Origin of the sequence: Janibacter endophyticus, assembly GCF_016888335.1 — a bacterium.
Taxonomy (GTDB): Bacteria; Actinomycetota; Actinomycetes; order Actinomycetales; family Dermatophilaceae; genus Marihabitans; species Marihabitans endophyticum.
The window spans coordinates 297,619-314,783 of record NZ_JAFEJG010000004.1 but is presented as its reverse complement, the minus strand read 5'-3'; the positions used below and the strand labels follow the sequence as shown (position 1 = coordinate 314,783).

Below are 17,165 nucleotides of genomic sequence, written 5' to 3'. Positions count from 1 at the left end.
GTCAGAGCGCAGCGAGCCCGTCGAGCAGGCGGTCGACGTCTGAGTCGTCGGTGTACGGCGCCAGCCCCACCCGGACGCCGCCCGCGTCGCCGAGACCGAGCGCGCGGCTCAGCTCGATCGCGTAGAAGTGCGAGGCCGGCGCGTTGACCCCGCGCCCGGCGAGGTGGCGTCGCACGTCCTGGGCGTCGTGCCCCTCGACCGTGAAGAGCATCGTCGGGGTGCGGTGCTCGGCGTTCGAGTAGACCTGCACGCCGGGGAGCGCCCGGATGCCCGCCTCCATCCGCTCGCGCAGGCGTGACTCGTGGGCGTGCAGCGCGGCGTAGCTGGCCTCGAGCCGCGCGCGCCGGTCGCCCGCCGCCGGGACGAGTTCTGCGAGGAAGTCCACCGCGGCGGTGGTCCCGGCCATGAGCTCGTAGGGGAGCGTGCCGAGCTCGAATCGCTCCGGGACGGCGTCGGTCGAGGGGAGCAGCTTGTCCATCCGCAGGGTCTCGAGCAGCACCGGGTCGGCCGAGACCGTGCCGCAGTGCGGGCCGAGGAACTTGTAGGGCGAGCACGACCAGAAGTCCGCGCCCAGCCCCACCCGGTCCGGCAGTACGTGCGCGCTCGAGTGCACCCCGTCGACCCAGAGCAGCGCGCCGACGTCATGGGCGAGGTCGGCGACCTCCCGCACCGGCGGCATCGTGCCGATGAGGTTCGACGCACCCGTCATCGCGACGAGCCGGGTGCGCTCGGTGATGACCGAGGCGAAGTGGTCCGCCGCCTGCTCGCCCGTCGTGACGTCGAGCTCGGCCCAGCGCACCGTCGCACCGGCGCGCTCGGCGGCCTGCACCCACGGGCGGATGTTGGAGTCGTGGTCGAGCCGGCTGACGACGACCTCGTCACCGGGTCCCCAGGTCTGCGCCAGCGCGCGCGAGAGGTCGTAGGTGATCGCAGTGGCGCTCCGACCGAAGATCACCCCGGCCGGGTCGGTGCCCACGAGGTCGCCGATCGCGGACCGGCAGGCGGTGACGATCGTCTCGGCGCGCTGCTCGGAGCGGGTGACGTCGCCCCGGTTGGAGACGGCGGCGAGCAGGGTGCCAGCGACCGCCTGCGCGACGACGTCAGGGGTCTGCGTGCCGCCCGGCCCGTCGAAGTGGGCGGCCCCCTCGGCCAGCGCGGGGAAGCGGGCCCGGACCCGCCCGACGTCGTACGCGATCGTGCTCATGACCGCAGTCTGCCGCCATAGGCTGGACGGGTGAGCAGCGTCCCTCCTGTCGTCGCGGTCCTCGGTCCCGACGGTCCGCGGATCGTCGCGCCGGACGAGCCGGTCGTCACCGTCGACGACCTCGGGCTGACCCGCGGCGACGGCTGCTTCGACTCGGCTCTCGTCGTCGATACCTCACGCTCCCTGAGATGCGACGACGCAGCCTCGAAGGGAGCGCCTCACCATCGCGTCCGCGACCTCGAGGAGCACCTCGACCGCCTCGACCGGTCAGCGGCCGCGCTCGACCTCGAGGGGCCGCCGCGGGCGGCCTGGGTCGCGCTCGTCGACGCCGCGGTCGACGCCTGGAGCACGCCCGGCGACGCCTCGATCAAGCTCGTCCTCACCCGCGGGCGGGAGTGGGGGCCCGAGGCCGGACCCACCGCCTTCGCTGTCGTGACGGCCCGCCCGGCGGGACGGCCGCAGCGGGGAGGCGGGGGCAGCGACCCCCTTCGCGTCGTAACGCTGACGAAGGGGCACCCGAGCGACGCCTTCGTCGACGCCCCGTGGCTGCTCGGCGGGGTGAAGACCCTGTCCTACGTCGTCAACGTCGCCGCCCAGCGCGAGGGGCGACGGCGCGGGGCCGACGACGTCATCTTCACGACGACCGACGGCTTTGCCCTCGACGGCCCCATGGCCGGGCTGCTCGTCGTGCGCGAGGGGAGGTGGCTGTCCACGCCGACCGGAGGGACCGGGATCCTCGCGTCGGTATCGGTGGCGACGATCCTCGACGCGGCTGCCGCCGACGGCCACGAGAGCGCCTTCGAGCTCGTCCGGGTCGAGCACCTCCACGACGCCGACGGGGTGTGGCTCGTCGCCTCGAGCCGCGGGCCGACGCCCGTCGGCGAGATCGACGGCCGCCCGGTGCGGGTCGACCCCGACCTCGTCTCACAGGCTGCGCGCTACGCCGGTTTCTGATCCCGCCCGCCTGCCACAGTGGTTAGGCTCGCGATCATGGAGACGCTGTCCACCCCTTCGCCCCACGACGGGCTCGCCCTGGCCACCTACGTCTGGGAGCCGACCGGCGCGCCGAAGGCCGTCGTCCAGATCACCCACGGCATGGCCGAGCACGCCCAGCGCTACGACCGGCTGGCGCAGGCCCTCAATGCGGCGGGTTACGCGGTCGTCGCGCACGACCACCGGGGGCACGGGGCCAGCGTCACCGGCCCGCAGGACGTCGGCTTCCTCGCCGACGCGGCCGGCTGGAGCGGTGCCATCGTCGATATCCGCGCGGTCGGCGAGTACGCGCGCGAGCGCTTCCCCGGTGTGCCACACGTGCTGCTGGGTCACTCGATGGGCACCTTCCTCAGCCGCGAGCTCGTCTCCCGCGGCAGCGAGGGGATCGACGCGCTCGTGCTCTCGGGGACCGGCGGCGACCCCGGTCTGCTCGGCAAGGTGGGCGCCGTCGTTGCGACCGTCGAGGGCAAGGTCCGCGGTCGGCGGCATCCGTCGACCCTCATGAACGCGTTGACCTTCGGGGCGTTCAACAAGGAGTTCAAGCCGGCCCGCACCGACTTCGACTGGCTCTCCCGAGACGAGGCCGAGGTCGACAAGTACATCGCCGACCCCGCCTGCGGCGCCGTCTTCACCTCCGGCTTCTACGCCGACATGCTCGGCGGTCTCAACGCCCTCTCGCCCGACGCCAACCCGGCGAAGATCCGCAAGGACCTGCCCGTCTACCTCCTCGCCGGCTCCGCGGACCCCGTCGGTGGCGAGAAGGGTGTGACGAGCGTGCGCGACCAGCTCGTCAAGGTGGGCCTCACTGATGTGACGATGAAGATCTACCCGGGCGGGCGGCACGAGATGTTCAACGAGACGAACCGTGACGAGGTCACTGCGGACCTCGTCGCCTGGCTCGACCGGGTGGTCGCTGAACGCTGACCGGCGGTCACCTGGCTGGCACCATGACGACATGAGCGCTGTCGAGTTCCGCAAGAACGAGGACAAGTCCCGCTACGAGGCCGTCGTCGACGGCCAGGTCGCCGGCTTCGTCACCTACGAGGTGAAGGGCGACGACGTCGACCTCACCCACACGATCGTCGAGGACGCCTTCAAGGGTCAGGGGGTCGGCTCGACCCTGGCGAAGGGGGCGCTCGACGACGTCCGCGAGCAGGGCAAGGGCGTCATCCCGACGTGCCCCTTCATCAAGAGCTACATCGAGAAGCACCCGGTCTACACCGTGCTCGCCGCAGGCCTCGGCGAGGAGGGTGGCGAGGAGCCGAAGGGGATCGGCGGCGGCGGCTCCTTCTGAGCCGGAAGAAGCCGCCGGCCGGCGGCACGCCCGCCGTCCGGCTGCTCAAGGCGAGCGGCACCCCCTTCGCCCTGCGTGCGTACGAGCACGACCCGGCCGCGGCGTCCTACGGTCTCGAGGCGGCCGAGGTTCTCGGTGTCGACCCGGCCCGGGTCTACAAGACCCTGCTCGCGCAGACCGACCTACCGCGTGACCGCGGGCTCGTCGTCGCCGTCGTGCCGGTCGCCGGGCAGCTCGACCTCAAGGCGCTCGCCGCCGCCGTCGGTGCGAAGAAGGCCACGATGGCCGACCCTGCGCTCGCCGAGCGGACCACCGGTTACGTCGTCGGCGGCATCTCCCCGCTCGGGCAGAAGCGGGAGTTGCGGACCGTGATCGACGAGTCCGCGCTGATCCACGACACGGTCCTCGTCAGCGGCGGGCGCCGTGGTCTCGACGTCGAGCTCTCGCCCGCGGACCTCGTCGCCCTCACCTCAGCGACGACCGCCCCCATCGGCCGCCCCTGACCACAAGGTGTTGCCAGCAGCACCTTGTGGTGTCAGCAGCATCTCGAGGTGGTGCCCCCGCCACGAGACGTAGCCGGCAAGGCCTCGTCCAGGGGCGAAGGGAGGGACGCCTACCAGGCGTACGGCTCGTAGTTCTTGAGGAAGATCCCGTACAGGTCCTCGCCGCGCTCGCCGCGGACGATCGGGTCGTAGACGCGAGCCGCGCCGTCGACGAGGTCGAGGGGTGCGCGCCAGCCCTCCTCGGCGATGCGCAGCTTCTCCTCGTGGGGACGCTCGTCGGTGATCCAGCCGGTGTCGACGGCGGTCATGAGGATCCGGTCGGTCTCGAACATCTCGCCCGCGCTCGTGCGGGTCAACATGTTGAGCGCCGCCTTGGCCATGTTCGTGTGCGGGTGGCCGGGCCCCTTGTAGCGGCGGGAGAACTGGCCCTCCATCGCCGAGACGTTGACGACGTAGGCGCGGGCGGCGTCACCGACGACCTCACGGCGACGAGCGACGGCCGCGCGCATCGAGTCGCGCAGCTTCGAGACGAGGAGGAAGGGCGCCACCTGGTTGCACAGCTGGACCTCGAGCATCTCGAGCGGGTCGACCTCGTCGACCTTCTGCTTCCAGCTGTTGGTCCGCACGACGTCGGGGACGAGCCCGCCGGCGTCGATGGCGGTCCCTGCCCGGTGCGCCTCGACCGAGGCCTGGCCGCCGGTGAGGGCGAGCGAGGTGAGCTCGGCGGCGCTGCGCGCGGCGATGTCCCGGGCGTCGGCGGAGGTGTGGTCCACGTCGTGCGTGCCCATCTCGTCCTCGTGGTGGGCGACGGCGTGAGCGCGCAGGGTGCCCGCGAGCGCGGCGGGGTGCGCATCGCTGATCCGGTCGAAGGTCACCATGCGCACCCTTGCGGCGTCGCCGTCGAGCGGGGCCTGCTCGCCGTCGACGATGTGGCTGTACGCGCCGGGCGTGCGTCGCACCGTCTGGCAGGCGTTGTTGACGAGGATGTCGAGGGGACCCCCGGCAGCGACCTCCTCGGCGAGCGCGACGACCTGCGTGGGGTCGCGCAGGTCGATGCCGACGATCGTCAGCCGGTCGAGCCACTCCGAGCTGTCCGCCAGCTCGGCGAAGCGACGGGCGGCGTCGCGCGGGAAGCGCGTCGTGATCGTCAGGTCAGCGCCGTCGCGGAGCAGGCGCAGCGCGATGTACATGCCGATCTTCGCGCGGCCGCCGGTGAGCAGGGCGCGCCGGCCGCGCAGGTCGGTGCCCTGGTCCCGCCGGGCCTGGCTGGAGCGCGCGCACTCGGGGCACAGCCAGTGGTAGAAGCTGTCGACGAGCGTGTAGTCGGCGTGGCAGATGTAGCAGCCACGGGGGATCTGCAGCTCGCCGACGAACGTCTGCTCCGTGTGGGCCTCCGTGGCGCCCACCTCGGAGAGGTGAGCTCCGCTCCCTTCGCCCGCGGTGAGGAGCAGCCCCTTCGTCTCGTCGTCGATCCGCTGCGGCGAGCCCGTCGCGGTGCGCGAGAGGATCGCCTCGTCGTGGGCGATCATCGGGTCGCGCTCGGCCCGCCGGGCCGCGCGGCGGGCGGCCTTGCGGACGCGGTTGTACATCGTGCCGCTGGCCCGCTTGACCTCCCCGATGTGGGGGTGGCCGGGTGGCAGCTCGTGGAGCATCCCGATGACCCGCAGGGTGGTCGCCAGGTCGTCGGGGTCGATGCCCGGGTGCTCGGCGGGGTCGGGCGAAGGGGTGGTCACGACAGACCAGGGTATGTCGCCTCACGGTGGGGTCCGGCGTAGCGTCATCGGCATGGGCAGCTGGTGGGACGAGCGCGTGGTGCCGAGGGTCGTCGACCTCACCTGCTCCGGTGCGCTCGCGGACGGTTGGCGGGCACGGACGTGCGCACCGGTGGTCGGCGAGGTCGTCGAGCTGGGCTTCGGGTCGGGGCGCAACCTCGAGCACTACGGCGAAGGGGTGACCCGGGTCCTCGCGATCGAGCCGTCGGACCTCGCCTGGGAGATGTCGGCGGAGGGGCGGGCCGCCTTCGGACGCCCCGTGGAACGCGTCGGGATCGACGGTGCCTCGATCGCGTTGCCCGACGGCAGCGCCGACGCCGTCGTCTCGACGTGGACCCTGTGCACGATCCCCGACCTGGCCTCGGCGCTCGCCGAGACCGCCCGGGTGCTGCGTCCCGGTGGCGCGCTGCACCTCGTCGAGCACTCGCTCTCGCCGGACCCGCGCATGGCCCGGCGTCAGCAGCGGATGCAGCGCTGGTGGGGTCGCGTGGCCGGCGGCTGTCATGTGGACCGTGACATCCCGGCGGAGCTGAGCGCCGCAGGCTTCGAGCTGCCCGACCTGAGTGCCCGAGACGCTGCCGGCATCGCGACCCCGTGGAGCTGGTTCGTCACGGCGCGTGCAGGTCTCCTGACGCCATGACGCCTGTCGCGCTTTTGTAGCGTGGCGGGGTGACCGATCACCCCTTCGCCGACCGGACCTTCGCCGCCGTGATCTTCGACAACGACGGCACGCTCGTCGACTCCACCGGCTCGGTGCTGCGCTCCTGGGTGCGGTGGGCGCAGGAGCATGACGTGGATCCGTATGCGCTGCAGGGCTTCCACGGCGTGCCCGCCGCCGGGATCATCGCCGCCGTCGCCCCGCACGTCGACGCCGACGCCGCGCTCGCCCGGATCGAGGAGATCGAGGTCGCCGACGTCGACGACGTCGTCGCCCTGCCCGGCGCGATCGCTGCTCTCGAGACGTTGCCCGACGAGCTCTCGGCGATTGCCACCTCCGCCACCCGGCCGCTCGCCGACGTGCGCCTGCGCGCCGCGGGCATCACGCCGCCGACCGCCACGGTGACCATAGAGGACGTCGACCGCGGCAAGCCCGCACCCGACCCCTTCGTCGTCGCCGCGCAGCGGCTCGGGGCAGACCCGGCCGACTGCCTCGTCGTCGAGGACGCACCGAGCGGCATCACCGGTGCGCGGGCCGCCGGGTGCGCGGTGCTCGCCGTGACGACGAACCACCCGGCCGACGAGCTGGAGGCTGACCTCGTCGTCGGTTCGCTCGCCGAGGTGACCTTCTCCGTCGAGGCGGGGCGCGTCCGGGTCACGCCGAGCGGGTCCGTGGGAGGCTGAGCCATGGAGACAGACGCGACGGGCACCGAGGCGATCGACCACTTCTGGGAGGTCGCGCGACAGCACGCCGAGCTCGCCGGGGTCCCGACCTACACGGGCGAGAACCCGGTGAGCCTGCTGCGGCCGCCGGCCTGGGCCTTCGGTGCGACCCCCGAGCAGGCGGACCGGCTGCTCGCCCTCGTGCTCGACGGCACGAAGACGGCGACCGCGTCGTCACAGGCCGACTACGAGGCGGAGGGTGAGGCGCTCCCCGAGCCCGGCACGCTCGGCATCGTCCTCGACGGGGCCGGTCGGCCGCGGGCGCTGCTCGTGACGACCGAGGTGAGCGTCGTCCCCTTCGCCGAGGTGGACGAGGCGCACGCGCACGCCGAGGGCGAGGGGGAGCGGACGCTCGCGTCGTGGCGGCGCGACCACGAGCGGTTCTTCGCCGAGCACTCCCACGGGGGCTTCCGCCCGGACATGCCGGTCGTGCTCGAGCGCTTCCGGGTGCTCTACCCCTGAGGGGCTCAGGCGTCCGCGACCGGCGGGGCGGTGGCGTCGGCCTCGCCCGCGCCGAGCTCGCGCTCGACGTAGGTCTCGACGTCGTTGATGTCGTCCTCGGAGCGGCCGACGACGGTCAGCAGGTCCTGCATCGTCGCGACCTCCTCGACCTGCTCCTTGATGAACCACTGCATGAACTGCTCGGCGGCGAAGTCGTTCTCGTCCCGCGCGATCCGGGTCAGCGCGTGGATCTGCTCGGTGACCTTGCGCTCCTGGGCCAGGGCGAGCTCGACCGGTGCGACGATCCCGTCGAAGTGGGACTGGGGGGCCGCGACGGCGGGGATCTCGATCTCGGCGTCGGTGTCGAGGAGATAGCGCAGCATCATCATCGCGTGGTCGCGCTCCTCGCGGGCCTGCCGGAAGAAGAAGCCAGCCATCCGCGGCATCGTCAGCGCGTCGTAGTGCGCCGCGACGGCGATGTACTGCGCGTGGGCGAGGAGCTCCTCACCGATCTGGGCATTGAGCTGGTCGGCGAAGCGGGAGTTCGTCATGGGGAGAGCCTAGGCCGCCTTGCGGTAGCGGTCCTTGGACCCCTTGGCCTTCGCCTTGGCCTCGACGGTGACGAGCTTGCGCTTGTGGACCGCGTAACCGGCGGGCATCTTGCCCTCGGCGAGCAGGCGGATGGGGCAGCTGCTGCAGCGCTTCTTCGAGACGCAGCACTTCTGCTTGACCTTGACCTTGCCGATCTTCACCTTCTTGCCCACGACGAGCACAGTAGCGGATAGGTAAGGCTTGCCTGACCTCTTTCCGCAGGGCGGGACGGGTCGAGGTCATCCACACCGTTCGCCCGGATCACCTCCACCGCGGGTCAGAAGGGCCAGCCCTCGACCATGCCTGGCTCGCGCCCCGGCTCGGTGTAGTGCTCGAAGCCGAAGCCCGCGAGGAAGTGCTCCTCGGGCATCGCGAGCATCATCCCGACGTCGCTCGTCTGGCTCGCGTGGCAGGCCAGCGCGGCCCGCTTGAGGTCGATGACGTCGCGGACGTCGACACGGTGGTGCAGCTCCGCCTCGGGCGTGCCGATCGGGTTGCCGTCCTGCATCGGGACGTCGACGTCCCAGGCCTCGTCCTCGCTCGCGCCCGCCTCGCGGGCGGCCGCCATGAGGCCGCGCATGTGGTCGCGGTTCATCGTCGACTCGAGCAGCGGGGGGCGGTGGGCGGCGAGCTCGAGCGCGCGGTTCGCGACGTGGTGGACCTTGACGTGGTCGGGATGGCCGTAGCCGCCGTGCCAGTCGTAGGAGACGAGCACGTCCGCCCGCTCCTCGTCGAGGACCTCGGCCAGCCGGCGCGCGGCCTCGTCGACATCGGTGGAGTGGAAGGACCGCTCGTGCGCGTTCTGCTCCCAGCCCGCCATGCCGGAGTCGCCGTACCCGAGCCAGGCCACGCGGGCCGTCCCCGTCACCCGGGCCGACGCCTCGGCCTCGCCGCGACGGTGCTCGGCGACGCTCACCCCTTCGGGCAGAGGGTCGGGTGCCTGGCCGTGCTCGCCGTTCGTCGCGTAGACGACGACCACCCGGTGGCCCTGGCGAGTCGCCCGGATCATCGTGCCGGCGGTCGCGGACGCCTCGTCGTCGGGATGGGCGTGGAAGAAGACGATCGTGCTCACGAGGAGCCATCCTCCACCCCTTCGCCCCTGCTGCCCAGCGACCACCAGGCGGGGTGACACACCGCGTGACGCGACGCGTCCGGCTGCGTAGCGTCGCGCCCATGACGACCCTGCTGCCCACCGCGGCCTACCTCGACCACCTGCGTACCGAGGCAGCGCGCTTCCGCGAGGTGCTGGCCGATGCTGACCCGGCGGCAGGGGTGCCGTCCTGCCCCGAGTGGGACACCGCCGACCTGCTGTGGCACCTCGGGATGGACGTGCAGCACTTCTGGGCCTGGGTGGTGGAGCACCGACCCACCCCGCCCGAGGACTACCCGGAGCCGGAGCGCCCGGAGGGGTACGACGCGCTGCTCGCCCTCTTCGACGCGTCCTCCGCGGACCTCCAGTCGCAGCTGGCCCTCGCAGGCCCGGCCGACGAGGCGTGGTCGTGGTCGAACGACCAGACGGTGGGGTTCACGATCCGCCGTCAGGCGCACGAGGCGTTGATCCACCGGGTCGACGCCGAGCTGACGACCGGGGCGCGGGCCCCGGTGGACCCGGATCTCGCCGCGGACGGGGTGCACGAGGCGATCACGGTGATCTTCGGCGGCAACCCGCCGTGGGGGAGCTTCGCCCGGGACGGCCGGCAGGTGGCGCTCGTCTGCACGGACGGGCCGACGCTCACCGTGGACCTGGGGCGCTTCACCGGGCACGACCCGCGCAAGGACGTCGACGTGGACGAGGCCGACCTCCGGCTGGCCGACGCGGCCGGGGAGCCGGCGGCCACGATCACCGGGCGCGGCGAGGACTTGCTCCTGTGGATGTGGGGGCGCGCCGACGAGTCGCCACTGGTTGTCGACGGCGACACCGAGGCCGCCGACGCCGCGCGGCAGGTCTTCAGCCAGCCCATCCGCTGACGGGCGTGGCGGGGCACGGAGGTTGACTGTCGGGTACGACGACCGTTGGTCAGGAAGCGACAGCGGGATCCCCAGATCTTGGCGGGCTGCTCGTCGAAGGGGCACGGCAATGGTCGTCGTACCCGAGGGTCACCACGCACACTGCTCGAGCGACGGTGCGCCGGCCCCCGCGCCTACGCCGCGACCGGGGTGGCGACCGGCTCGGGAGCGGCGAGCTCGGCCCGCCGCTCGTAGGCCCACCCCGGCCCACGGAGGAGGAAGCCGAAGCGGTCCGACCACGTCGGCGCCGACGCCACATCGCGCGCGATGTCCTGCCACTCGTGGGTCGCGATCGTCGCGAGGTCGAAGCTCTCGATGTTGCGCGTCAGCCCGTAGCGCACCGGCTCGTCCTCAGGCTCGAAGGTGCCGAAGAGCTTGTCCCAGATGATGAGGATCGAGCCGTGGTTGATGTCGAGGTACTGCCGTTGGCTGCCGTGGTGCGCACGGTGGTGCGAAGGGGTGTTGAGCACCCGCTCGAGCCAGCCGATGGAGCGGATCGCCTCGGTGTGGATCCAGAACTGGTAGATGAGATTGAGCGCCCGCGCGTCCTCGATGGCCCGCGGAGGCAGCCCGAGCAGGGCGAGGAGACCGTACGGGACGGCCATCGTCACCCCTTCGGCCACCGGCTGGCGTAGCGCGGTCGAGAGGTTGTACCGCTCGCTGGAGTGGTGGACGACGTGGACGGCCCAGAGCCTGCGGACCTCGTGGGCGAGCCGGTGGTTCCAGTAGTAGATGGCGTCCCAGCCGAGGACGGCCAGCGGCAGCACCCACCGGCCGCGGATCTCGAAGGGGGCGTGCCGGCTCAGCCGGGCGGCGGAGGTCTGGGTGGTCCACAAGGTGGCCGACGCGAGCGCCGCGGAGGCGACGGCGGCGACCGCAGTGCCCCGGGTGAGCCGGGTGAGCGCGTCGGCGCGCGACCGTACGGCGACCCCGCTGTCCTTGACCCCTCCAGGCACGGTGCCGGCCTCGGGCAGCCGGCCGTGCTCCCTTCGCGTCCGCAGGACGTCGGCGGCCGTCGTCGCGACCGCGGCACCCGCGCCGACCGCGAGGAGCGCGGTGCCCCATCGGCCGGTGCCCGGGGCGAGACGGCGCAGCAACGGCGCCGTGACGAAGGGGGCGATCAGGCTCCCGACGCCCATGGCCAGCGAGGCGATGGTGTCGTGGAGCTCGTAGTCGCCGGCGCGGTGCTCGCCGGGGGCCGGCGGGTGGCGGCGCTGCCAGACGAGCTCGGTCGCCATCGCCCCGACAAAGCCAGGGATGGCGAGGACGGTGAGATCGGGGCGGGCCACCCTCGCCACCCTAGGCGCGCGCCTCCTGCTGGTCGAGGTGCATGTCCTCGAGGACGTCCTGGTAGCGCTCGGCGACGACCTTGCGGCGCAGCTTCAGGCTCGGGGTGAGCTCGCCGCCCTCGACCGTCAGGTCGTGGTCGAGGATCCGGAAACGTCCGATGCGCTCCCACCGGTTGAGACCCTCGTTGAGCTCGTCGACGTAGGACTGCACCATGTCTCGGGCCTGCGCCGACGAGACGATCTCGGTGTAGTCCCGGTCGCCGAGCCCGTTGGCCTCCGCCCACGGCTGGATCGCCTCGGGGTCGAGGGTGATGAGCGCGGTGACGAAGTTGCGGTCCGCCCCGTGCACGAGGATCTGGCCGACGTAGGGGCACAGACCCTTGAAGGTCGACTCGACCTGGCTCGGCGCCACGTACTTGCCGTTGCTCGTCTTGAAGAGGTCCTTCTTGCGATCGGTGACGCGGACGAAGCCGCGCTCGTCGATCTCGCCGATGTCACCGCTGTGCAGCCAGCCGTCCTCGGTGAGCGCCTCGGCGGTCGCCTCGGGGTTGTTGTGGTAGCCCTGCATGACCCCGGGGCCGCGCATGAGGATCTCGCCGTCCTCGGCGATCCGGATCTCGGTGCGGGGCGCGGGCCACCCGACCGAGCCCAGCCGGTTGGCGTAGGGCCGGTTGACGGTCGCGCAGGCCGAGGTCTCGGTCATCCCGTAGCCCTCGAGGATCGTCACGCCCGCGCCGTTGAACCATGCGGCGACGTCGGCGTTGAGCGCTGCCGAGCCGGAGATGAAGAAGCGGATCCGCCCACCGAAGCGCTCCCGGATCTTCGAGAAGACGAGCTTGTCGGCGAGGGCGTGCTGGAGCTTGAGCCCCGCCGACGGGGTGCGGCCCGCCTGCTCCTCGACGCTCCACCGGCGGGCGACCCCGCTGGCCCACGCGAAGAGCTTGGCCTTCGCGCCCCCTTCGTCGGCCGTCAGGCTGATCTTGGAGTAGACCTTCTCGAAGATCCGCGGGGCCGCGCACATGAAGGTGGGGCGGACGACCACGAGGTTGGCGGCGATCTTTTCGAGGCGGCCGTCGACGGCGACCGACATGCCGGTCGCGAGGGTCAGCAGGGTGATCTGCTTGCCGAAGACGTGAGCCAGGGGCAGCCACATGTACTGCACGTCGTCCTCGTGGAGGATGTCGAGCGACTTGATCGCCGCGCCCTGGTAGGTCCAGGCCTCGTGGGTGAGGCGGACCCCCTTCGGCCGGCCGGTGGTGCCCGAGGTGTAGATGATCGTCGCGAGGTCGTCGGGGGTGCACGCGTCGATGCGGGCGTCGACGAGGCCGGGCTCCGCGGCGAGCCGCTCGGCACCGACGGCCTCGACGGCGGCGAGGGTCGTCACCCACTCGTCGAGGTCGACGCCGGTCTCGTCGATGACGACGACGGTGCGCACCTCGGGGATCTCGGCACGGATCTCGCGGAGCTTGGTGACCTGGTCCACGTCCTCGGCGACGACGACCCTCGCGCCCGAGTCCGAGAGGATGAAGGCGACGTCGCGGGGGATCGTCGTCGGGTAGATCGTCGTCGTCGCGCCCCCGGCCACCATGACCGCGAAGTCCCCGAGGATCCACTCGATCCGGGTGCTGGAGGCGATCGCGACCCGGCCCTGCGGCTCGACGCCGAGGTCGACGAGGCCGGCCGCGACCCGCCAGACCCGTGCGCCCAGCTCGCGCCAGCACAGACCGTGCCACTGCTCGGCGGCGTCGGGTTAGCTGAAGGCCGGGTTGCCGGGGGTCTGCGCGATGCGCCAGCGCATGAGGTGGCCGACGCTGGGTTCGCGCTCGTCGAGGACGCGGTCGTCGATGCGCTCGTCGGTCGCGGTCCGGGGAGAGGTGGCCGTCACGTCGATCTGCCCCTTCGGCGGTCCCCGGCGCCGTTGCCGAGGATGATGGGCAGCATGTCACCCATGCCGGACGGTGTCCGGGATTCGGCCGAACGCACGCTGGACGAGGCCTTCCGGGCCACGCCGCGGGCCGACTTCCTGCGGCCCGGGGAGCTCACCCGGTGCGGTCACGACGGGCCGCTGCCGATCGGTCAGGGGCAGACGAGCTCGCAGCCGCGGACGGTCCGGGCGATGCTCACCCTGCTCGAGGTGTCGCCGGGGCAGCGGGTCCTCGACGTCGGCGCCGGGTCGGGCTGGACGACGGCGCTGCTCGCTCACCTCGTCGGCCCGGACGCTCAGGTGGTCGGGGTCGAGCGGATCGCCGAGCTCGCGGAGTGGGGAGCAGGCAACCTCGCGCGGACGCAGCGGCCGTGGGCCGAGGTGATGCTTGCCGCCCCCGGCGTCCTCGGCGCCCCCGGCCTCGCCCCCTTCGACCGGATCCTCGTCTCCGCCATGGCCAACGCCCTGCCGACGAGCCTTATCGACCAGCTGGCCCCGGGCGGCCGCCTGGTCGTCCCCGTCGCGGGCCGCATGGTCCGCGTCACGAAGGGGGAGGACGGCGCCGTGTCGACGTCCGAGCACGGCGCCTACCGCTTCGTCCCGCTCGTGGAGGACTGACCTTTATCGGGTTATCCGATAAAGGTGCGTTTCACCCGGGAACCGTTGTCGGGTTCCAGGAACATTGCCGGGCGAAGGGGTGCCGGGCGAAGGGGGATCAGCTCGCGTGACGCGGGGTCGGCCCGTCGCCTCGTCCGCTGGCCGCAAAGTCGTGCCCGGACCGCCTGGGTGGACCGTGGCCGAGAAGAATCTCGGTCGTGGCACGGTTTCTCGGCCACGGCTGGGGTAGCCGGCCCCGGCGAAGAGGGACGGCCGGGATCGTCCGGTCGTAGAAGTTCACGACGTTGGCGAGGAAGAGGATGGCGACCAGCCGCTTCGTCTGACCGCGCGTCACGGGTCCACGAGGAGCCTCAGCCCCGGTGCCGGTCGTCAGGGGTGGGGTTGTGACGCACGCCTATCGTTGGCGGGTGAGCCTTCGCAGCATTTGCGTCTTCTGCGCGTCGAGCCCGGGCACCGACTCGGCGCTGCTCGACGTCGCCCGGGAGGTCGGGGCGGGCCTGGCCCGTCGCGGGATCCGGGTGGTCTACGGCGGGGGCGGCAGCGGCCTCATGGGCGCCCTGGCCGACGGCGCGCTGGGCGAAGGGGGCGAGGTCGTCGGGATCATCCCGGGCTTCATGGTCGACCGGGAGTGGGGTCGTCAGGACCTCACCGAGCTGCACGTCGTCGACTCGATGCACGAGCGCAAGGCGCGCATGGCCGAGCACGCCGATGCCTTCCTCGTGCTGCCCGGCGGGATCGGGACGCTGGAGGAGTTCTTCGAGGTGTGGACGTGGCGGCAGATCGGGCTGCACTCGACGCCGATCGCCCTGCTCGACGCTCACACGGGCAGCGGCCAGGGGTTCTGGCAGCCGCTGCTCTCCGCGCTGCGGGGTATCTACGAGGCGGGTTTCGTCTCCGAGGCCAGTCTCGAGGACGTCGTCGTCGCCGCGACGCTCGAGGCGGCCCTCGAGGGGCTGGCGGAGCGGGCGAGCGCGGGGGAGACCTGTATTTTGCGCCCCGGCAGCTGAGGACGAGACTGGACGCATGTTCATCGCCCAGCAGCTCGACCGGCTCCTCGACCTCGGTCTCGAGGAGCTGACCGGTCGCGACGAGGAGGAGCTCGTCGAGATGGTCGGGGGCGACCTTCTGGCGTGCACAGGGACGCTCGTCATCCACCCGTCGCTCGTGCCGGCGGCACGGCTGGCGCCGCTGCTGACCCGCGTCGGCAAGCCAGGCTTCGTCGTGCCGGACATGACCGACCTCGCGCAGTTCGCTCCCATCGCCGAGGTCAAGGTGCCGGACGCGCTGATGTACGTGCTCAAGGGCGTCGAGCGGGGTGACGACCTGCGCGACTGGAGCCCCGAGGAGGCGTTGCCGGAGATCCTCGGCCGCGGTCGCACCCCGCTGACGATCAGCGAGGGCATCTCGTGGCTGCTCCAGGACCCGTCCCAGCTCGAGCCGAACCACTGCTTCATGACGATCGCCTCGCGCAAGCCGAAGAAGGCCGGCCTCGGCCTCGACAAGCGCACCCCCGCGATCTGGATCAGCGGCGGTGCCGAGCGTGACGGAGGCAAGGAGCGCGACGGCGCGCCGAAGGTCGGTTGGTGCTGGGCCGGCAACCGGCACACCTGGCTCGGCATCGCCTCGGCCGCCGGGCGGCTCGCCAGGGCGCCCGAACCCGCCCCCGCCGGCTGACCCCCTTCGCCCAGGAGGCGCGTAGCGTCGCGGGTATGAGCGAGCAGACCCGGACCGAGACCGACAGCATGGGCGAGATCGAGGTCGCCGAGGACCGCTACTGGGGCGCGCAGACCCAGCGGTCGCTCGGCAACTTCGACATCGGGCGCGACACCTTCGTCTGGGGGCGGACGATGATCGGCGCGCTCGGCATCCTCAAGAAGGCTGCGGCACAGGCGAACTCGGACCTCGGCGAGCTCCCGTCCGACATCGCCGAGCTCGTCGTGCGCGCCGCCGACGAGGTCATCGCGGGCGACCTCGACGACCACTTCCCGCTCGTCGTCTTCCAGACCGGCAGCGGCACGCAGTCGAACATGAACGCCAACGAGGTCATCTCCAACCGCGCCATCGAGATCGCCGGCGGCGAGCGCGGCAGCAAGGACCCCGTTCACCCCAACGACCACGTCAACCGCGGCCAGTCGAGCAACGACACCTTCCCCACGGCCATGCACATCGCGGTCGCGCTCGAGGTCAACGAGCGGCTCTACCCCGCCGTCACCGAGCTGCGCGACGTCCTCGCCGCCAAGGCGGACGCCTTCGCCGACGTCGTCATGGTCGGCCGCACCCACCTGCAGGACGCGACCCCGGTGACCCTCGGCCAGGTGATCGGCAGCTGGGTCGCGCAGATCGACGACGCCCTGGCGACCGTCCGTCAGGCGGACGAAGGGGTGCGCGGCCTGGCCATCGGCGGCACCGCCGTCGGGACGGGGCTGAACAGCCACGCCGACCTCGGCCCGACCGTCGCCCGCCACGTCACCGAGGAGACCGGGCTGGAGTTCCACCAGGCCGACAACCTCTTCGCGGCGCTGTCCGCGCACGACGCGCTCGTCACGCTCAGCTCGTCGCTGCGGACCCTCGCGGGCGCGCTGATGAAGATCGCCAACGACGTCCGCTGGTACGCCTCGGGCCCGCGCAACGGCATCGGGGAGCTGACGATCCCGGAGAACGAGCCGGGGTCCTCGATCATGCCGGGCAAGGTCAACCCCACCCAGGCCGAGGCGATGACGATGGTCGCGACACGGGTCTTCGGCAACGACGCGACGGTCGGCTTCGCGGGGACGCAGGGCAACTTCCAGCTCAACGTCTACAAGCCGGTCATGGCGCACGCGGCGCTCGAGTCGACGCGCATCCTCGCCGACGCGTGCCGCTCCTTCACCGCGCACTGCGCCGTCGGGATCGAGCCGCAGCGCGAGCGGATCGAGGCGAACCTCGAGCGCAACCTCATGGTCGTCACCGCGCTCAACCCGCACATCGGCTACGACAAGGCCGCGGCGATCGCGAAGAAGGCGCACAAGGAGGGCACGACGCTGCGCGAGGCCGCGGTCGCGTCGGGCAACCTCACCGAGGAGGAGTTCGACGCCTGGGTGGTGCCGAAGGACATGACCCGCCCGAAGGGGTGATCCGCGGACCGGACCGCGGGCCGGTCGACGGGGCCG

General features: G+C 72.1%; 20 protein-coding genes. 12 read left to right on the top strand and 8 right to left on the bottom strand.

The window, feature by feature from the left end; genetic code table 11:
• Position 1: 1 nt before the first annotated feature.
• Positions 2-1,204 carry a cysteine desulfurase-like protein gene (locus tag JNO54_RS01545; RefSeq protein WP_233703144.1) on the bottom strand — a complete coding sequence of 401 codons (1,203 nt, stop codon included), beginning with the start codon at positions 1,202-1,204 and terminating at the stop codon, positions 2-4.
• Between the two features lie 30 nt (positions 1,205-1,234).
• On the opposite strand from JNO54_RS01545, the gene JNO54_RS01540 reads away from it, so the two are divergent.
• From JNO54_RS01540 to ybaK, 4 genes are read left to right on the top strand one after another with little or no spacing between them, the layout of a single operon-like run.
• Positions 1,235-2,158 carry an aminotransferase class IV gene (locus tag JNO54_RS01540; RefSeq protein WP_204142309.1) on the top strand — a complete coding sequence of 308 codons (924 nt, stop codon included), beginning with the start codon at positions 1,235-1,237 and terminating at the stop codon, positions 2,156-2,158.
• A gap of 36 nt (positions 2,159-2,194) precedes the next feature.
• The gene (locus JNO54_RS01535) at positions 2,195-3,121 is read left to right on the top strand and encodes an alpha/beta hydrolase (protein WP_204142308.1); all 927 of its coding nucleotides are present in this window, start codon (positions 2,195-2,197) and stop codon (positions 3,119-3,121) included.
• Positions 3,063-3,491 carry a GNAT family N-acetyltransferase gene (locus tag JNO54_RS01530; RefSeq protein ID WP_307818001.1) on the top strand — a complete coding sequence of 143 codons (429 nt, stop codon included), beginning with the start codon at positions 3,063-3,065 and terminating at the stop codon, positions 3,489-3,491. The genes JNO54_RS01535 and JNO54_RS01530 overlap by 59 nt, the downstream gene beginning before the upstream one ends.
• Complete coding sequence (gene ybaK, locus JNO54_RS01525; RefSeq protein WP_204144484.1) at positions 3,488-3,994, top strand: Cys-tRNA(Pro) deacylase; 507 nt, start codon at positions 3,488-3,490, stop codon at positions 3,992-3,994. The genes JNO54_RS01530 and ybaK overlap by 4 nt, the downstream gene beginning before the upstream one ends.
• Positions 3,995-4,104: 110 nt before the next feature.
• Here the strand turns inward: ybaK and JNO54_RS01520 are convergent, their stop codons facing one another.
• The gene (locus JNO54_RS01520) at positions 4,105-5,727 is read right to left on the bottom strand and encodes an SDR family NAD(P)-dependent oxidoreductase (RefSeq protein WP_372430703.1); all 1,623 of its coding nucleotides are present in this window, start codon (positions 5,725-5,727) and stop codon (positions 4,105-4,107) included.
• A gap of 52 nt (positions 5,728-5,779) precedes the next feature.
• On the opposite strand from JNO54_RS01520, the gene JNO54_RS01515 reads away from it, so the two are divergent.
• From JNO54_RS01515 to JNO54_RS01505, 3 genes are read left to right on the top strand one after another with little or no spacing between them, the layout of a single operon-like run.
• A complete protein-coding gene (locus JNO54_RS01515) occupies positions 5,780-6,406 on the top strand; it encodes a class I SAM-dependent methyltransferase (protein ID WP_204142306.1) in 627 nt (208 codons plus the stop codon).
• A gap of 29 nt (positions 6,407-6,435) precedes the next feature.
• A complete protein-coding gene (locus JNO54_RS01510; RefSeq protein WP_204142305.1) occupies positions 6,436-7,107 on the top strand; it encodes an HAD family hydrolase in 672 nt (223 codons plus the stop codon).
• A 3-nt stretch (positions 7,108-7,110) separates the two neighbouring features.
• Positions 7,111-7,608, top strand: a complete 498-nt coding sequence (locus tag JNO54_RS01505) for an ASCH domain-containing protein (RefSeq protein ID WP_204142304.1) — start codon at positions 7,111-7,113, stop codon at positions 7,606-7,608.
• A gap of 5 nt (positions 7,609-7,613) precedes the next feature.
• Here JNO54_RS01505 and JNO54_RS01500 read toward each other — a convergent pair whose 3' ends face one another.
• From JNO54_RS01500 to JNO54_RS01490, 3 genes are all read right to left on the bottom strand, one after another.
• Positions 7,614-8,138 (bottom strand): ferritin, encoded by a 525-nt coding sequence (locus JNO54_RS01500; protein WP_204142303.1) that lies wholly within the window; start codon positions 8,136-8,138, stop codon positions 7,614-7,616.
• Positions 8,139-8,147: 9 nt separating this feature from the next.
• Positions 8,148-8,351 carry a hypothetical protein gene (locus tag JNO54_RS01495; RefSeq protein WP_233703143.1) on the bottom strand — a complete coding sequence of 68 codons (204 nt, stop codon included), beginning with the start codon at positions 8,349-8,351 and terminating at the stop codon, positions 8,148-8,150.
• A gap of 104 nt (positions 8,352-8,455) precedes the next feature.
• Positions 8,456-9,250, bottom strand: coding sequence for a PIG-L deacetylase family protein (locus tag JNO54_RS01490; protein WP_204142301.1), 795 nt, complete (start codon positions 9,248-9,250; stop codon positions 8,456-8,458).
• A 101-nt stretch (positions 9,251-9,351) separates the two neighbouring features.
• Between JNO54_RS01490 and JNO54_RS01485 the strand changes: the two genes are divergently transcribed.
• Positions 9,352-10,146, top strand: a complete 795-nt coding sequence (locus JNO54_RS01485) for a maleylpyruvate isomerase family mycothiol-dependent enzyme (RefSeq protein ID WP_204142300.1) — start codon at positions 9,352-9,354, stop codon at positions 10,144-10,146.
• Between the two features lie 173 nt (positions 10,147-10,319).
• On the opposite strand, the gene JNO54_RS01480 is transcribed toward JNO54_RS01485, so the two are convergent.
• Genes JNO54_RS01480 through JNO54_RS14870 form a run of 3 tightly spaced genes read right to left on the bottom strand, consistent with a single transcriptional unit; the run spans position 10,320 to position 13,359 of the window.
• Complete coding sequence (locus JNO54_RS01480) at positions 10,320-11,474, bottom strand: sterol desaturase family protein (protein WP_204142299.1); 1,155 nt, start codon at positions 11,472-11,474, stop codon at positions 10,320-10,322.
• Between the two features lie 10 nt (positions 11,475-11,484).
• Positions 11,485-13,197 carry an AMP-dependent synthetase/ligase gene (locus JNO54_RS01475; RefSeq protein ID WP_307818237.1) on the bottom strand — a complete coding sequence of 571 codons (1,713 nt, stop codon included), beginning with the start codon at positions 13,195-13,197 and terminating at the stop codon, positions 11,485-11,487.
• Positions 13,198-13,224: 27 nt separating this feature from the next.
• On the bottom strand, positions 13,225-13,359 hold the full coding sequence (locus JNO54_RS14870) for a hypothetical protein (RefSeq protein WP_307818000.1): 135 nt from the start codon (positions 13,357-13,359) through the stop codon (positions 13,225-13,227).
• A 54-nt stretch (positions 13,360-13,413) separates the two neighbouring features.
• Between JNO54_RS14870 and JNO54_RS01470 the strand changes: the two genes are divergently transcribed.
• From JNO54_RS01470 to fumC, 4 genes are all read left to right on the top strand, one after another.
• A complete protein-coding gene (locus tag JNO54_RS01470; protein ID WP_233703142.1) occupies positions 13,414-14,016 on the top strand; it encodes a protein-L-isoaspartate O-methyltransferase family protein in 603 nt (200 codons plus the stop codon).
• A 407-nt stretch (positions 14,017-14,423) separates the two neighbouring features.
• Complete coding sequence (locus tag JNO54_RS01465) at positions 14,424-15,023, top strand: LOG family protein (RefSeq protein WP_307817999.1); 600 nt, start codon at positions 14,424-14,426, stop codon at positions 15,021-15,023.
• A gap of 16 nt (positions 15,024-15,039) precedes the next feature.
• A complete protein-coding gene (locus JNO54_RS01460) occupies positions 15,040-15,690 on the top strand; it encodes a DUF5701 family protein (RefSeq protein ID WP_204142297.1) in 651 nt (216 codons plus the stop codon).
• Positions 15,691-15,725: 35 nt separating this feature from the next.
• Positions 15,726-17,129: a class II fumarate hydratase gene (gene fumC / locus JNO54_RS01455; protein ID WP_204142296.1), complete on the top strand. Its 1,404-nt coding sequence runs from the start codon at positions 15,726-15,728 to the stop codon at positions 17,127-17,129.
• Positions 17,130-17,165: the final 36 nt, after the last annotated feature.